This is a genomic window from Candidatus Bathyarchaeia archaeon (assembly GCA_038873195.1).
Taxonomy (GTDB): Archaea; Thermoproteota; Bathyarchaeia; order Bathyarchaeales; family Bathycorpusculaceae; genus DSLH01.
Genome location: JAVZEV010000001.1, coordinates 294,232 through 310,584 on the forward strand (window position 1 = coordinate 294,232; position 16,353 = coordinate 310,584).

Consider the following 16,353-nt stretch of genomic DNA (forward strand, 5'->3'; position numbering starts at 1 on the left):
GGCTACATTATTTCTCTGATTGATTTCCTTGCAAATTTGACCGCAGGATATAAGCTGAAAGTGAAAGTCGCCAACAAAGCCATTAGCAGCCACCCAGCAATTTCCATAATAGTGTAGTTGGTAACTAACGGTTCTGGCATCAAAATCATCAACGTAATTATGACGCCCAAAGCGATGCCAACAGCGCAACTTGCAAACAAAACACTGAGACTTTGCCCCGCAACAATCTCCAAAACAGTCCTCGGCTTAGCACCTAAAGCTCTTAAAACACCAAACTCTTGACGCTGCTCAGCAATTGCAAGCATAACATAGCCTATTAGATAGAGAGATGCTGAAGCTAACGAAAACAACGGCAAAAACATTATCACAGACCAGATGAACCCGAGAAAACCCAGAGTCTTATCTAACAATTCATTAAGCTCAAACACCACAAAATCAGCATTCACAGCGCTAACATTCACCCTTATCCGATTCAAAACCTCAGTGCGATTAGCTGAAGGGTCAATTTTAACCATAACAATGTTAGGCTCTGATACACTTAGGATATTTTGCAAAGTTTCCAGAGGAATATAAATAACGTTTCCATTGTTAATTGGGTCTAAACAAACACCTACAACATCAAAAACCGCAAAAGTTTCGTCAAACAATTTTAATCCTTGATCTAAAGGCGAAGAGAACAGTTTCTGCGCTAAGGAATCTCCAACTACCGCTTCTTGTGCGTGCTTATTGTCCAGAAAACGTCCATCCAAAAACCATTCGCTCACTGTTTTTTCAGGTTCGATGCCAACAAGGATGGCGTCTCCTTCGCGGTCATCGCCTACGGGCATGGTTTCTCCTGTAGACGGGTTGATTGTGTAATTTTGTATTTCCAGAATGTGTGCTTTAAGGATTAGGCGTGTGTCAATCATTGAAATTTCAGGCGTTGAATTCAAGCCATTGAGAATTGCTTTGGGTATTAGATATTTTTCATCGGTATAATTGAGTGATGGTTCTTCTTTTGCTTCGTAAAATTTTGACAATAACAATGCATATTGGCTGCACATGTCTTGATGAGCTATTAAAATTACGTCTCTGCCTATGGCTTTTTCAACCCAGTTTTTCGTGGTTTGGTTAGCGATAATTCCGCCTGCAACAGCCACCGTTACCAATATGAAAACCGTGGACAAGCACAGAATAATGCGAAGTGTTGCAGATTTACGCCTAAACAAGCTTCTCATGGCTATTTTAAACGTCAAATTTGACTTTGAAACAGCCCTAAAACCAGACTCCTTACCTAACCCAAAATAGTAAACTGGCGAAATTGCCTTAGCAGGCTCAATTTTTGTCGTGTCAAGAACCGGTTTTGCGCCAAAAATCAACCCAAAAAAGAGGAATATAGCAAAAACCAGCAGGATGAGCCAAAAGTTGATTGGTGCTTGTGGCACATGAAGCCCAAGAGTGCTGAGAAGGCTTGTTGAAGCCAAATCAGCCAGCACTCCCAAAGCTACGCCTAACACGCAACTTGCAAACGTGACTACGAGAAGCTCAGTCATGAAATAGCCAAAAATCAACTCGTTAGGGCATCCGGTTGCCTTCATCAGTCCAATGTCTCTTACGCGTTGAGACATCATAACAAAAACCATAAAAGACGCAATAACCGCGCCGACAACAAAAACCAAAACGCCCATAAAGATTAAGAAAGGCGTAAAAATTGTTGAAAAACCCGCAGTTAGCTTATCTTCAACAGCAGCCGTAATGCCTATGCCTATTTTTTGGCAGAAAAACAAAAGAAAAAGTGTTGACGCAACACAAAGGGTTAAGCTGACAACAACCAAGCTTGTCTGAAGTTTTCTACGAAACAAATCATTAACGGGAAAAGAAGTTTGGCTCAATTTAGCTTACCAGCTTTCCATCTTCAAGGCGCAATTTCTGGTCCGCCAGCCGAAGTATATGCTCGTCATGTGTTGCAACGATGATGGTTTTTCCGTCGCTCTTCAGTTTCTCGAGTATTTGAACAATTTTTTGACTAGTTTTTGCGTCGAGATTTCCTGTTGGTTCGTCAACGAGAAGCAGTGGCGGGTCATTTGCTAATGCCCGCGCAAAAGCTATACGTTGTTGTTCGCCGCCGCTGAGTTGGGATGGAAAGTGCGCAGCTCTGTGTTGTAACCCAACCATCGCTAATAATTCGCCTACTCGCTTCTCAATGTGGTCTTCTGGTTTCCGAGCCCACTCCATTGGAAAAGCAACATTTTCCGCCACGGTCAACGTAGACACTAAATTATAAGATTGAAAAACAAAGCCCACCTTGTGGCATCGAAAGTCTGCAAGAAAATCCTCATCCTTGACGCTTAAGTCTTCGCCAAAAACAATTATTTCTCCACTTGTGGGCTTATCGATGCCGCCTACAATGTTTAGAAGCGTCGTTTTTCCACAACCTGAAGGCCCGCTTATGACTGTGAATTCGCCTTTTTCAACAGAGAAACTTACATCCTTGAAAGCTTCAACTTTCACATCGCCTATTTCATAAATTTTGCACAGGTTAGATGCTTGAACAACGCTCTGTTCAGTCTGCATTAATTATGAGCTCCCCTTCTCTAAGTCAAAGTTTCCCCTGTCCCTTCGCAAAATTCTCGCCTTTTCTGGAAGCTTGTTTTTCTCCCAATCCTTCCATGGAACTTCCTTGAACACCCATCGTTTGCCAAGATGCGCAGCGAGAATTGCATGCTTAAACTCCTTTTCCATTGGAATGAGCTCATCAAGGAATCTGAAGAGTTTCTCGATTTGCTGCTTTGGAAAATAAGCGTAGTACCCAGCATTTTTTACTTCAAAAGCGTAGATATGCGCAGCTTTTCTTGCGATTATGTCGGGCAACGGGTTAAGACTTGGATTGCTCACGGGAACACGTGCAGCGTGATATCCATTTTTTAGTAAGAGTTTTACAAGAACATTTTCACTGTAGAAGCCTCTCTTGCGCCATCGCCGAAGTTCATCCTTGTCAATTTCTCTGACCACTGAAGTTCTCTCCACACACCCATTATGTTTATTGTGGCTTCTTAAAAATAACGTTCAGCTTCAGAAAAGTGAGTTTTGTTGATGCTTTTGTATACCAGTGAATTATGGTGAGACATGAAAAACGCAAGTAATACCTAACTCACGAAGCTTACAAAACCGTAAAAATCTGCATTCAAATAACAAAAAATGTTTGCCACTTAGCCTAGGAGCTGACTGGAACATTTGAGCTTTTCAAAGAAAATAAGCCAAAAATGAGGCGATTGGGCTGCTACGATTTTCGACGCTTGTAGGTTTGAGCCCACACGGTGAGTGCGGGCTTTTCGACTAGGCACTCTTTTAAGTAGTCGTCTAAGGTTGATGCTGGAACAACCTCTATCTTGTAGTCTCTGGGGTCGATGGAATGCTCGTAGTTTTTCTGTGGAATGACAACTTTTTTGAAACCCCACGCTTCAGCAGCCTTAATCTTCTCGTAAACGCCGCCCACAGCAGTTATCTGAATTGTGTCTCCAACGCCCAGGTTGATTTCGCCTGTAACCGCCACATCCTGCCTGATTGGTTTTCCCTCAATAAGCGAACATAAAAGGATAGCCATTGTCACGCCTGCTGATGGGCCGTCAACACCGTAGGATTGGGCAAAATCTATGTGCGTTAAGTAGTCTTGTGCTATGTCAATACCATATTTTTGTAGTATGACGCTTCTGACTTTGGCTATGCTGTCTGAAATGAAGCTTTGTCCCTTCGCCACTCCAGTAACTTTGTAATAGCCCTTAATCGGATATGTTCTTGGAAGCTCACTCTTTTTAGACATGTGAGCCTTAACAGACAAGACGCTTCCTGTCATTTCGCCGCTGTATGGGTCTCTAACAACTGCTAAACCGTAAATTTGTCCAAGTTTAACACCTTTAGGCTTTATTTCCAATAGTTTGCCTCTTTCGTTCATTTCATGCTCCAATATTTGTCTCTGAATCGTTTTACAGTGGCGTTCTATGGCTTCTCTAACATGACGTTTTTCAACAATCTCACAGTCTTCGTTCATCGCAAGCGTAGCAGCCGTCTTAATAATGGAAATTAACGGTCTAAACCGCGTGGTTAAAGCGTCTCTTTTGTTGCTTCGGCGTCTGCCTTCCTCCACGATTTCTTCGCATGCTTCTCTGCTGAAGGGTATAAGATTGAAACGTTTAACTTCTTGAGCTATGAACTGCACATATTTGCGTCTATTTTCCAATGTGTTGGGCATGTCATTGTTCATTCGCACGACCTTACCGTAGCCGTAAATGCGGTCCATGAGGGCTGGGTGAATTTGACCTATGCTATCGAAGTTCCCGGCGCCGACAAGAAAAGTTATTGCAGGCACAGGTTCGGTTGAGACTGCCATTGCAGCGGTGTCGCCTCCGTGCCATTTGCCTCTCAAAGTTATTGGTAACTGGCCGTCTTCAAGAACCGTTAACAATGTAATGGCTTCTTCTGGGTCGAGATTTTTTATCTCATCAATATATAATATGCCTAACGACGCTCTATGAACGTCGCCCGCAGTGACTCTCTGATGCTCCGGAGTGCCTAAGCCACCAGTTTGATACGGGTCCCAAGCTATTGAACCGAAAAGTTGGGCACTTCTGTGTCCTGTTGCATCTACGAATGGTGCGTGTCCAGAGCTGTTGTCAACTATTAGTTTTGGCACTTCTGTTTGCTGAGCTCCCGCGATTCCTTTCATGTTGCCTAATCCGCCCAGTTTGGAGAACCACCACATGAAAACGCCGAAGAAGATTAGGCTACCGCCTGGAATGAACGTTAAAGGAACAAGTCCAACAAACTTGCTGGCTAGATAATCCATGAAGTTGTAATTATAATATTGCTGAAGCGGTTCTCCCAAATACATTGGATTTGCATTCCAAGTCATCCAAGCTTGGAGCATGAAGTAGAAGCCTAAAAATATGAGGAATAAACCCATGGCGATGAGGAAAACCTGTAAACTTTTGAACCCCACTTTTGTGAGAAATTTTCTTTTCAGCTCTTTAAGTTGTTCCTTTTGTAGTACTTTTTTTGCCTCGCCAGCTTGGTGAATTGAAACTTTGGGTTGGCTGGGTAAAGCGGTGTTTCTCCAGCATAAGACATCGAAAAGTTTTATACCGTTTTCCTTGTAGACTTGCGTTAGTTTTTCTGTTAAGGCTCTGCCAATTAATGATTTGCCAGTTCCAGGGTCGCCTAATAACAGAAGGTAGGGTCCTGGGCTTATGCTTGCTTTTGCTGACGGTTTAGGCTTGTTTGGGTCGCTCCAGCTTTCGTACCATCTTGTTTTTTCTAGCCATTTAAGCTTGTGTACCCATTCGTCAAGGCATAGAAAGCATTCTTTTAGGGCTTGTTCTTGTCCGATTACCCAGTTTATGAGGTTGTCGTCGACTGGGAAGCCCTCTGTGCTTTTGAATTTGCCCCAGTCCCATGTTACAGTCATTGTTCTACCGTTAACGTTTTTTTCGATTATTTCCACGTCATCTCCAAAAGTGCTAACTGGCAAGTTTGAACACCTTCACACTGCCTTCTACCTGTTTCCTCTCTACAACAAACCATGGCGGCGAATTATTATAGCGGTTATTTCTAAATCGGCAATATTAAGAAACTCACAACATACCGTCTTTTCTCGTCTAAAAATGAAAAATGTTCGAAGAGCTTATTTTCAAAATTAACGCCAAATTCAAACATGCATTGCCAATTAACTGGAATTTTCACGCTTGTTTCGCTTCGAAGACAGCAAATCCAGAAAATTCAAACACAACCCAAGCGAAAGCCGAAAATGATTAGCTCAAATTGAGCCTTTTTCACAATTCTAAGCCTTTTCTGGCGTTTTCTATTTCGCCAACAAACCCTAAGCATGGACTTAACCAAAGCCTCATATAAAAACTGTCGAAAATCTCCAAGCGAAGTTTAACAGCAGCTAGTTCGTGATTGCTTCGAAATTTTCTGAATGCATTTTGACTTTTTAGGCTATTTCATTGCGCTCTCTCTGTGGCTGTGTCTTGTTGAGTTTTCTGCTCGGGGTTTTCTTAGGACACTGCTTTTGTGGTAAGCTGAGAGATGCAAAAGGCTGAAAAGTATTTTCATTGAAGTTGCAATCTGCAGCTATCTCTCTTTTTCACTTTATGGTTATGCATTTTAATTGTTCAAGCATTTCACAATTGATTGGACTGCGCTTTCCATTTTTGCTTTACACGACATTCGACAATAATCTGCCCTGCGTAAGAATTGTTTTTCTTGTAGAGTTTGGTTGATGCTTCTGTATACTGCAGAAAAAGTCTTCACCAAGCAATTAGCCTAAGTTTTTACGTTAGGAAAAGGAGCCTTTTCTGCGTTTATCTTCCATGAATGTGTAAAAGTGTTTTGGTTACTGTAGGCTAAATCGTTAATGTCTTCGATTTTCTGATGTTGAATATTTCTTTTCTGGTTGGTTTAGTGAGTTATGTATTACCTTATTGTTTTCCATATCACCAACACCCTCCAAAAATTAATTCTGCGCAGCTGTATACAAAAGCATCAACAAAACTCACTCTTTTCCGCAGGCTCTGAAAAGTATTAAAGCGCCCAAACCATTAAGTTTGAGATATGCGACCTGGAGAAGAGCTTAAGCGCTTCAAAGCTAAGGACGGCCGCGGAGTAGTTTTGAGGACGCCAAAGTGGGAGGACTTGAATGATTTTCTGGAACTTATAAACTCGCTGGTCGAAGAAGGCGCCGACATTCTTAGGAGTGAAAAGGTTTCGAGGGAAGAGGAGATTGATTTTTTGGCGAGAGTTCTCAGCAACTTAGAAAAAGATAAGTTGTTTTACTTGGTTGCCGAGATAGATGGGAAGGTTGTTGCGGTTTCGGAGATAAACAAGAGAGACGGCTACGAGAAGCATGTGGGCGTGATAGGCATAGCCATTAAGAAAGGTTTCAGAGACGTTGGCATTGGAACTGAAATGATGAAGACGCTAATAGAGCAAGCTAAAAAAATGGGTTTGAAGGTTTTGACGCTTTCAGCTTTTGCAACTAACAAACGCGCACTCCACGTTTACGAAAAAGTCGGATTTGCCAAAACAGGGTTTATTCCCAAAAAGCGTTTTAAAGATGGCAAATATACAGATGAAATAATAATGACTAAACTGCTGGAGTGAAGTAACGCTTTGTCTGGCTTCAAAGTGTTTAATACAAGTTTTAGTTTCCAAACAAAAGGCGAAATAGAATTTGTAGATTTGACAGATAAAGTGCAGGAAGCGGTTGCCAAGTCAAGCGTAAAGAATGGGGTAGTTCACGTTTTTGCGCCTCATGCTACGGGCATATTGGTTTTAACAGAAAACGATTACAGCCTGCTAAATGACATCAAAGCGTTACTTGAGAAATTAGTTCCAAAACATGGTGCATACAATCATCCGTCAAACGCCCATGCGCACTTAAGGTCTCTGCTATTGCCGCCTGACAAAACTTTGCCAGTAGTCGACGGCAGAGTGGAGTTTGGAACCTGGCAATCGCTACTATTCATCGAAACAGATGTGCATTCCAGAAGAAGGACTGTCATAATTCAAGTTATCGGAGAACAATAAGCACATCGACAATAAGAAAACTTTTTTCACTCATGCAAATTCTAGAAATCGTTTGATAATAGCTGTTTCTGTAAAAGTATTACGCTAAACGGTTGCCACACTACAGAAGAACATGCTTCGAATTCTCGCTTGTTTTGGAGTATATTAGATTTAGGTTTTTGTTTAAATTTTCAACATTCTTCAGTTAACAGTACACTATTTTTTTAAATTTATGCGATAATTTGCATATATTCGCTGATGTTTCGCAACCTAAAACTCCGCAGAATTACCAATCGCTTGGGTGTAGTTATTTTAGAAAACAGGGAAGAATCAGTATTGTTTCCTTTAGACTTTGTTTCTTCTAAAGTGTTTTTCACGCATATATGATGATGTATTGAGTGTTCTGCTTTGCGTTTCTATGTATTTATAAGCTTCGTTCCTGTTCGTTCGGGACGAAAGGTTTATTCGCGTGTCCACGTTAAAAGTTACGAGAGCTCGTAAATTCAAGTGATAATCAATGACAACGGAACTTTCCTATGACGCAGAAGAGTATGTAGAAGCAATCTATAAACTCCAGAAACGGAGCGGAGTTGCCAAAACAAAAGAGTTAGCCGCGGAACTGGATGTTGTGCCCGGCTCAATAACAAACACAATCGAACATTTAGAGAAACACGACCTTGTGGAACATGAACCATACAGAGGTGTCAAACTAACAGCGAAAGGCGAGGCGTTGGCTCTACACATTATACGGAGACATAGACTTGCGGAAAGATTACTCACTGACATATTAAATGCTGACTGGAGCGACGTCCACGAAAACGCTTGCAAACTCGAGCATGCCCTAACAGAAGAAGTAATCGCACTTTTAGAAAAGAAGCTTGAATACCCCGCGGTTTGCCCTCATGGAAATCCCATTCCCAGTGAACATGGCGAAATAGAAGAACAAGAATGTTATCCACTAACGGAAATGAGGCTAAACGAAATCTGCAAAGTTGTAAAAATCCCAGACGAGAACCGCGAAAAATTACAGCTCTTGGCAAGTAAAGGAATAAAACCCAACGCAACAATCCATATTGCCAAGCAAAAAGGTGCTCGACTCATTCTCTGCGTAGACGGAAAAGAACGCAGTCTGAGCTGCAGCGATGCTTCTAGCGTTTGGGTCAAACCAATGGAGGCGAAAAAATAATGCGTTTCAGACACAGAAGAGCGGTTGCAAAGCCGCAGGTTGCGACAGACAGCAAAGAAATGGTTTCTCTAACGTGCCTTGAAGAAGGAAAAAGCGGAGTAATAGCTTACACTCATGGAGGTTGCGGGCTCGTTAGAAGACTTGCTGAAATGGGTCTGACACCGGGAGTCGAAGTCAAACTACTCAGAAAATGCCCTTTCCGTGGACCATTAGAAATCGAAGTTAGAGGCACTGCACTTGCGCTTGGCTATGGCGTCGCTTCAAAAGTTTTTGTCAAACCCTCAAGGACTGAAGCTAATGGGTAAACAATTACGCATAGCGTTGGCTGGAAACGCGAACGTTGGAAAAAGCGTAATCTTCAACCAACTCACGGGCTTAAACCAGATAGTGGGGAATTGGCCTGGAAAAACGGTAGAAAGAGCAGAGGGAACACTGCATTTTGAAGGCTACACAATACGCATTATTGATTTGCCAGGCATTTATTCGCTTTCGACTTTTTCTATGGAAGAAATTGTCTCGAGAGATTACATAGCCACTGAAAAACCAGACGTTATAGTAAATGTTGTTGACGCTTCAATGCTTGAGCGTAATTTGTATTTTACGCTTCAACTTTTAGAGCTTGACCCGCCTATTATATTGAATTTGAACCAAGTTGATTTTGCAGCAAAAAAAGGCATAAAAATTGACGCAGAAAAACTTTCATCAGCTCTAGGCGTGCCCGTCACCCAAACGGTTGCAATAACCGGTGCGGGCATAAACGAGCTTCTTTCGACAGTCATAGCGGTTGCAACCGGAGAAGAACAGTTCAAACCATTAAGAGTCACTTACGGAAAAGAAATCGAGAAACGCGTACAAACAATCGAAAAACTTGTCAGCACAAAGCTTCCACAAATCTGTGCAGTTTACCCGGCAAGATGGATTGCAATTAAGCTCCTAGAGAGAGACGAAGACGTTAGTGGAAAAATAAGAAATTACGAAAATGGCAAAGAAGTTCTTGAATACGCAGAAAAGTTAGCTGGTGAATTGGAAAAAATTCACGGTGAACCCTCTCCAGTCATCATAGCATCTGAAAGATACAGTCTTGCAACAAAAATAGCAAAAGCAGTAACAACCGTTGAAACTCCTCCAAAAATAAGTTTAGAGCAAAAAATAGACGCTTTAACCACACACAAGATTCTGGGATATCCCATTCTGGCGGGTATTTTAGCGGCTATTTTCGCGCTAATTTTTATTGGCGGAAACTTTGTGTCCGCAGGTTTTGACTACACTTTTGGCATTTTAACTAGCCAAACTGCAAATGTGTTGTCGCAGTTTCTGCCCGAGATTGCTGTTGACCTAATCAACAAGGGAGTGTTGTCTGGAGTGTTTGCTGGAATTTCCGTAGCCTTACCATACATTGTACCTTTCTACATACTCCTTGCACTTTTAGAAGACAGCGGCTACTTACCACGTGCAGCCTTCCTCATGGACAATTTCATGCACAAAATAGGCTTGCACGGAAAAGCCTTCATACCCTTAATGCTCGGCTACGGATGCAACGTTCCAGCATGCATAGGCTGCAGAATCATGGAAACACAACGTGAACGGCTCCTATCAGCATTTGTAGTCGTTCTGATTCCATGCGCAGCCAGAACCGTAGTAATTCTCGGGCTCGTTGGAAGGTTTGTTGGGTTGCATGCAGCTTTAGGCTTATACATTTTTGATTTAGTTCTTGTTTTTGCCCTAGGAAGAATAGCCTTCAAGGTTTTGCCAGGCGAACCAGTTGGCTTAATCATGGAGATGCCGCCTTACAAAAGGCCGTCTATCAAGAACATTTTAGTGAAAACCTGGAGCAGAACACGCGACTTCGTTTTCATTGCATTCCCAATAATAATAGCTGGAAGCCTAGCAATAGTAGCTTTAGACGCAACCGGATTCACAAATTACATCGTTAACGGCGCAAGTCCACTCATAAGTGGCTGGCTTGGGCTTCCAGTATTAGCTGGCATTCCGTTAATCTTTGGAATTCTACGCAAAGAGTTAACGCTTATCTTGCTTGCAGAGCTTATTCCGCTGCAATCCTTGACGGCTGTTCAAATGATTGTTTTTGCTTTAGTTACGATGATTTACATTCCATGTCTCGCAACAATTGCCGCGTTAAAGCGGGAGTTTGGGTGGAGAAAAGCCTTGACAATAACGCTGATTGACGTTGGGCTTGCTCTTTTTCTGGGCGGAATAGCCTACAGAATTCTATCCATCTAGGAAAAAGAGGTCATTACTCTCATGTGTGTTCTGTCTTTTTGGGAAGCTTAAACGAAAGCAAAAGCGCAGCCACTGCAAACATTGCTAAGAGGTAAAATGCAGCATCCAAACCATACGAGTCAGCGATGAATCCAGCGATTAACTGTGAAATGGAGCCTATGCCAAAGGAAGTGAAGAAGAACACGCCGTAAACTGCTCCTCTCTGGTTTTGTGGAGAAAGAAAACCAGCAAGCGAGTTTAACGCTGGTTGGTGCGCATAAAATGACAAGCCATATAATAGAATGAAAGCAGCAACTCCCACCACATAAATCGGCACAAAAAGAAGACACAAAAAGCCCGCACACACGCCCAAGGATGTGGCAATCAAAACCTTCTTCGAACCAAACATGTCAGCGGCTTTACCACCAATCCATTGTCCAGGAACCCCCGCAGCCAAAACCAACGTGAGAGCCACAGACGCCCACGCCTGGTCAACTTGCCGATTCTCATTAATGTATGTTGGAAAGTACAGTTCGACACCTTTCATGAAAAGTCCAATTGCCACATTGAAAATCAGCAACAACCAAAGCTCGCGAATTTTCAAAGCGTCAATTATTGTTCCGCCATAATTTTTTCCATTGTTAGTTTTCCTGAATTTTTTCGCAAAAAGAAAAGCAAGTAGAATGCACAATATGCCGAAAGTGACGAAAGCCCATGACCAACCAAAAGTTGAGCCTATAATCCATGCTACTGTGGGAGTTAACACGACGCCTAACGTTCCGCCCACTCCATGCAATCCCATGGATTCGGCGACTTTGCCCTTGAAGGCCTTTGAGATAAGCGAGTTTGCAGTGGGGTGGTAAAGGCTAGCCCAAGAAGCCATTAAAATTAGCGCTAAACCGTAAAGATAAATGCTTCTAAACGCGCTTGCAGCAAGCATAATGACTGTGGATAGTCCAGAAAAAGCAAGGCACACAGTAATCGTTTTGGTCTCTCCAATCTTGTCACCTAATGGTCCACCAACTAAAGCGCCAACACCATACAGAAAAGACGCTGCTGTCGAAACGGCGCCTATAACAGATTTTGTCACGCCCAAGTCAGCCATTATCAAAGCCAGCAAAGGCGGTGCAATCACAAACAATGAATGGTTCAGTGAATGTGCCGCGCCTAACAGTAAAATATGAAGCTTTTCAGATAGTTTTTGCTGCGACATCTTTTATCCTTTGTTGATAGCTAAAAACTGCACTTTTCTTATAAAGGCTTAATCGTGCACAAACACTTATTGGTATGTAGAAAAAGGGAAGAGTGGCGAGAGATTGGAGCTTTTTATGCTCCGTAAACTGCTTCTAACCCGAGAATGTCGCCCAATCCCAGCGTCCGCTTGTATGTTTCTCCGTAATTTGCATAGCCGTACATTGTCAGCCAATAGTCAACATCATTGTATAAGTCGGCTAAACCACACCAATGTCCAAACTCGTGCGTCATAATGTTTTGCACGTCAAATTTGCCAGCTTCACCAGAAAGGCTCCACGTATAATATGTGTTCATTCTACAGTCAGTTTCAACTATTCTGGAACCACTGGCCCAAATGTATGTGACGGCTATCACGCCTGCTTGATATGCGCCCCATGAGACAACATTATAGCCGTCTCGTCTTCCAGCGGTTCGGGTTGTTGTGCCTCTATAGCTGAAAACTTGGTAGGCTGTTTCTTTGTCCCACGTGTAGGCTGAAGCAGTTATGGTGTTAACTACGGCTGTTGTGGAAAAGCCGTACTTGTTGCTGGGGTTTATGTAATAGTTAATGGTTGTGTACCAATGGTAACTTAGCAACTTATAATCTGGATTGGTCATGGAGTCATCCGTAGGCGGAATCGCGTAGGTAACGATGACTCTGCCGTAGATTGAGCTTTCAAAAGCATAGGCTGCAGCAGCAGCCGCAAAAATTGGAAGCAAAGCCACAAGCGCCAGCATTAACGCCTTTAACTTTTTCATTTAACCACCTTTAAAAGCATCAAAAGTCTAAAGGAACCAACATATTTATAATTTACTGAATTAGTTATAACCAAAATGTTAACTTCTATTCGGGCGGTTCATGGATGAATGTCGCAGTTAAAGGATTGTGGAATGTTGTTTTAAGCGGCTATCCAAAAACTGGAAAGACCTTGCTTGCAAGACGCTTGGTTGCTGAGCATAGAAATTTTGCGAGAGTGGGCGTTGACGAGTTAAGGCAGATGCTTTTTAACGAAGTTCCACCGTGCCGCGACGAATTTCTAGTGTATTCTTTGATTGCTGAAACGCGTGACATGCTTCTTGAAAAGGGATACAGCGTCATCATTGACTCCACCGCGCCGGATAATGTTACACGTACTTTTCTGCTCGCAACACGAGTTAAAAACGTCAATCGATTAGTTGTTCTATTCAATGTCGAAAGAGAAATAATAATCGAAAGAAACATTGCCTTATTCGGCGACGCAAGCTCGGTTTTTGCTTGGGATGAACGTTGGGAAACACCAAAAGGCGGCATTCCCATATTCAAATTCAAAAGCAACAACGCGGAGGAGTTTGAGGCTTATTATGCACGGCTTAAAGAGTTATTAGAGAGCGAAATTCACCCTTTCAAACCAGAATTTCTACGCCCAACATTGCCACTTAAAAAACTACAGGAAACTTTCAAAACTTTCTTAAGAAAAAAACAGAAATAGGCTCGTGCAGTTTTTATATCCATTGCTTCTTAATCCATTCTTCTACTCCAATCGCTTTCATTTCCCGAAGCCTTTCTATCTTCGTCTTATTGAAAACTTTTGAATATGGGCCTTTTTCTCCCCAGTTTGCTTCGCATGGAAAATCGGAGCATTCAAAACAAAATTCTATTCCCTTCGTAACGCAGCATTTGCGAACTGGACAGCCACTCCAGCCACTACCACCTTTGCAGTTAAATGCGCATGCGCATTTAGAGAGAATTTCGAGCCCTTTTATTGTTTCTTTAGAACTGCCACCTTCGTGGTCAATCCATCCTTCAACTTCAAAATGCGCTCTAACAAGACTTAATAGCTGTTTGGCAGGCATTCTTATAACGTCAGTATACCAATGGCACGTTCGACAGTAATTTCCACAATAACCAATTTCATTCCGTCTTGCTTCTTTCAGTTTTGCACTCTCCATTTTGCAATCACCAATATTGTATAAGTGAGGGCAAATGATTAAGACTCTTTCGAAAAGAGAAGACAAAGCTTCTAAATAATGTCTGTGCATCATTGAATAAAACTACGTTTCTTTCAGCATCCCGAAAGCGAAATAGTACAGGAAGTAATTCATAAAGCAAAAATTCTCGGAAAGCTAATGGCTAATCAGGAAGTCAGCGTTGAAATAGAGCGAGCATAGACTGCCTTGATGAATGGTTTTCTTAAGTTTTTTATGTTCTAGCCGACAGATATAATAAATGAGGAAAGATTGTTTGGAAGCCTACATTCTCCTTAATGCGGAGCCTGGCATGATATGGGAAGTCGCAGAAGCTACGCTTAAAATTGAAGGCGTAAGAAGGGCACATGCGGTAACTGGACAGTTTGACGCTGTAGTCTATGTGGAGTTTCCAAAGATGGAGGATTTGGGTAGAATAATCGAGAAAATCCAGCAACTCAGAGGCGTGCGTGGAACCCAGACGCTGATAGCTATTCCGCCAACCATCAGAAAATAGCCGCAGACACTTCGATTGTTTCCGTAAGTTATGACTTCGAAGCATATTCGACACCTTAGCCATTCACATTTTAGTGCGCCAAAAAACTTGCCAACACCACCACAATAGTCAACAAACCAAAATACAATGTCACTAATTATTGTTAATGTGGGCAAAATGAAAATTTTGAAGCTGTCTAAACTGTGTGATGGCGACATTGTTGAAGCAAAGGTTTAGTATTCTATTCCTTTTCTTGCTTCGAAGCCCTTGTTGTAGGGATGCTTGACCTCACGCATTTCCGTCACTAAATCAGCCAGTTCAATTAGCTCGTTTGGCGCGTATCGCCCAGTTAAAACAAGCTCAACATGTTTCGGCTTAGCCTTTATCAATGCAACAACTCTTTCAGTTTTAATCAGTTTCAAGTTTAAAGCCACGTTAACTTCGTCCAGAATTACTATGTCGTATTCGCCGCCTTTAACAATCTTTTCAGCCAAGGCTAAGGCTTCCTCTGCAAACTGCATATCCGCTTCTGCTGGAGGCTTTTCTGTTACAAATTTTCCTCTGCCGAAAGCTTTCAAAGTTAAGTTTGGAAGTTTATCCACAATGTAAAGCTCGCCGTAGTCGAATCCTCCCTTAATAAACTGGATAATGTAAACCTTTAATCCTCTACCTATCGCTCTTAAGGCAAGCCCAAAAGCTGCTGTGCTCTTTCCTTTACCGTTTCCGGTGTAAACTTGAACGAGTCCTTTTTCAAGTTTAGGCATTGCGTGTTGCCTTCTTCAACTTTCCGCTTAACAGTTTTTCAGCAGCGGATGAAGGGTCTATTTTTCTGTTTAGAATTTTCTGCAATAATTCTTCAAACTTTCCTTCTTTCTTCAGCTCGTCTATTACTACGTTAACTATTTTCTCTTTTACTGCTTCAACCAGTTCAGCTTCAGCCCGCAAGAGACTCTTCTTACGTTCTTCTTCCTTCTCCAAGAAATGTCTATGCTCTTCCAGTTTCTCGATAAGTTGCGAGACTCCTTCACCTGTTAAAGCCGTCGTTTTCAAAATGGGCGGTTTCCATGCAGTTTCCTTACTGTTTAGTTGCAGCATCGCTTGAATATCCATCACGGCTTTGTCTGCGTTTTCTCTATCTGCCTTGTTTACTACGAAGATATCCGCTATCTCCATCAGCCCCGCTTTTATGGCTTGTATGTCATCTCCAAGACCCGGCGCGTGAATAACCACAATCGATTGTGCTACCTTGATTATTTCAACTTCTGACTGCCCCGCTCCCACAGTTTCAACTAAAATAATATCCTTGCCCGCGGCATCCAAAATTTTAACCGCGTCCTTAGTGGCTTTGGCTATTCCTCCGGCGTAATTGCGCGTTGCCATACTCCGTATAAAAACACCCTCATCCGTGCTCAATTCTTGCATACGAATCCTGTCGCCGAGAAATGCGCCTCCCGTGAAGGGACTCGATGGGTCCACGGCTACAACGCCAACTGTTTTGCCCTTGCGCCTGTATTCGCGCACCATTTTCTCAATGAGCGTGCTTTTTCCAGAGCCGCCGGGACCGGTTAGCCCTATTATGTGAGCTTTTCCCGTGTGCGGATAGATTGCAGCTATTAACTTTTGAGCTTCGGGAGTGTTGTCTTCAGCTATAGTTATGGCTCTTGCTATGCTTCTGCGGTTTCCGGCTAGAACACCCTTGACTATCTCGTCAATTGTCAACAAAGCTCATGCACTT

At 42.5% G+C, this 16,353-nt stretch carries 16 protein-coding genes; 7 read left to right on the forward strand and 9 right to left on the reverse strand.

What is annotated here, in order from left to right; all coding sequences use genetic code 11:
- Positions 1–2: 2 nt before the first annotated feature.
- The 4 genes from QXW63_01615 to QXW63_01630 form a co-directional block, all read right to left on the reverse strand.
- On the reverse strand, positions 3–1,871 hold the full coding sequence (locus QXW63_01615; GenBank protein MEM3460597.1) for an FtsX-like permease family protein: 1,869 nt from the start codon (positions 1,869–1,871) through the stop codon (positions 3–5).
- 1 nt (position 1,872) lies between these two features.
- On the reverse strand, positions 1,873–2,553 hold the full coding sequence (locus QXW63_01620) for an ABC transporter ATP-binding protein (protein ID MEM3460598.1): 681 nt from the start codon (positions 2,551–2,553) through the stop codon (positions 1,873–1,875).
- A 3-nt stretch (positions 2,554–2,556) separates the two neighbouring features.
- A complete protein-coding gene (locus QXW63_01625; protein ID MEM3460599.1) occupies positions 2,557–2,991 on the reverse strand; it encodes a hypothetical protein in 435 nt (144 codons plus the stop codon).
- Between the two features lie 268 nt (positions 2,992–3,259).
- Positions 3,260–5,503: a S16 family serine protease gene (locus tag QXW63_01630; protein ID MEM3460600.1), complete on the reverse strand. Its 2,244-nt coding sequence runs from the start codon at positions 5,501–5,503 to the stop codon at positions 3,260–3,262.
- Positions 5,504–6,585: 1,082 nt separating this feature from the next.
- Between QXW63_01630 and QXW63_01635 the strand changes: the two genes are divergently transcribed.
- The 5 genes from QXW63_01635 (at position 6,586) to feoB (ending at position 10,966) form a co-directional block, all read left to right on the forward strand.
- Positions 6,586–7,134 carry a GNAT family N-acetyltransferase gene (locus QXW63_01635; GenBank protein ID MEM3460601.1) on the forward strand — a complete coding sequence of 183 codons (549 nt, stop codon included), beginning with the start codon at positions 6,586–6,588 and terminating at the stop codon, positions 7,132–7,134.
- Positions 7,135–7,143: 9 nt separating this feature from the next.
- Complete coding sequence (locus tag QXW63_01640) at positions 7,144–7,560, forward strand: secondary thiamine-phosphate synthase enzyme YjbQ (GenBank protein MEM3460602.1); 417 nt, start codon at positions 7,144–7,146, stop codon at positions 7,558–7,560.
- A 496-nt stretch (positions 7,561–8,056) separates the two neighbouring features.
- On the forward strand, positions 8,057–8,725 hold the full coding sequence (locus QXW63_01645; protein MEM3460603.1) for a metal-dependent transcriptional regulator: 669 nt from the start codon (positions 8,057–8,059) through the stop codon (positions 8,723–8,725).
- Positions 8,725–9,030: a FeoA family protein gene (locus QXW63_01650; protein MEM3460604.1), complete on the forward strand. Its 306-nt coding sequence runs from the start codon at positions 8,725–8,727 to the stop codon at positions 9,028–9,030. Before QXW63_01645 ends, QXW63_01650 begins: the two co-directional genes overlap by 1 nt.
- Positions 8,963–10,966, forward strand: a complete 2,004-nt coding sequence (gene feoB / locus QXW63_01655) for a ferrous iron transport protein B (GenBank protein ID MEM3460605.1) — start codon at positions 8,963–8,965, stop codon at positions 10,964–10,966. The genes QXW63_01650 and feoB overlap by 68 nt, the downstream gene beginning before the upstream one ends.
- A 19-nt stretch (positions 10,967–10,985) precedes the next feature.
- Here the strand turns inward: feoB and QXW63_01660 are convergent, their stop codons facing one another.
- Complete coding sequence (locus QXW63_01660) at positions 10,986–12,158, reverse strand: MFS transporter (GenBank protein MEM3460606.1); 1,173 nt, start codon at positions 12,156–12,158, stop codon at positions 10,986–10,988.
- A gap of 113 nt (positions 12,159–12,271) precedes the next feature.
- Positions 12,272–12,937, reverse strand: coding sequence for a hypothetical protein (locus tag QXW63_01665; GenBank protein ID MEM3460607.1), 666 nt, complete (start codon positions 12,935–12,937; stop codon positions 12,272–12,274).
- A 104-nt stretch (positions 12,938–13,041) separates the two neighbouring features.
- Between QXW63_01665 and QXW63_01670 the strand changes: the two genes are divergently transcribed.
- Complete coding sequence (locus QXW63_01670; protein ID MEM3460608.1) at positions 13,042–13,647, forward strand: AAA family ATPase; 606 nt, start codon at positions 13,042–13,044, stop codon at positions 13,645–13,647.
- A 13-nt stretch (positions 13,648–13,660) separates the two neighbouring features.
- Here QXW63_01670 and QXW63_01675 read toward each other — a convergent pair whose 3' ends face one another.
- A complete protein-coding gene (locus QXW63_01675; GenBank protein ID MEM3460609.1) occupies positions 13,661–14,107 on the reverse strand; it encodes a DUF3795 domain-containing protein in 447 nt (148 codons plus the stop codon).
- 277 nt (positions 14,108–14,384) lie between these two features.
- Between QXW63_01675 and QXW63_01680 the strand changes: the two genes are divergently transcribed.
- Positions 14,385–14,639: an Lrp/AsnC ligand binding domain-containing protein gene (locus QXW63_01680; GenBank protein ID MEM3460610.1), complete on the forward strand. Its 255-nt coding sequence runs from the start codon at positions 14,385–14,387 to the stop codon at positions 14,637–14,639.
- Positions 14,640–14,851: 212 nt separating this feature from the next.
- On the opposite strand, the gene cobO is transcribed toward QXW63_01680, so the two are convergent.
- The gene (gene cobO, locus QXW63_01685; GenBank protein ID MEM3460611.1) at positions 14,852–15,382 is read right to left on the reverse strand and encodes a cob(I)yrinic acid a,c-diamide adenosyltransferase; all 531 of its coding nucleotides are present in this window, start codon (positions 15,380–15,382) and stop codon (positions 14,852–14,854) included.
- Entirely contained in the window at positions 15,375–16,337 is a 963-nt protein-coding gene (gene meaB / locus QXW63_01690) for a methylmalonyl Co-A mutase-associated GTPase MeaB (GenBank protein ID MEM3460612.1), read from the reverse strand. Before meaB ends, cobO begins: the two co-directional genes overlap by 8 nt.
- Positions 16,338–16,353 lie beyond the last annotated feature (16 nt).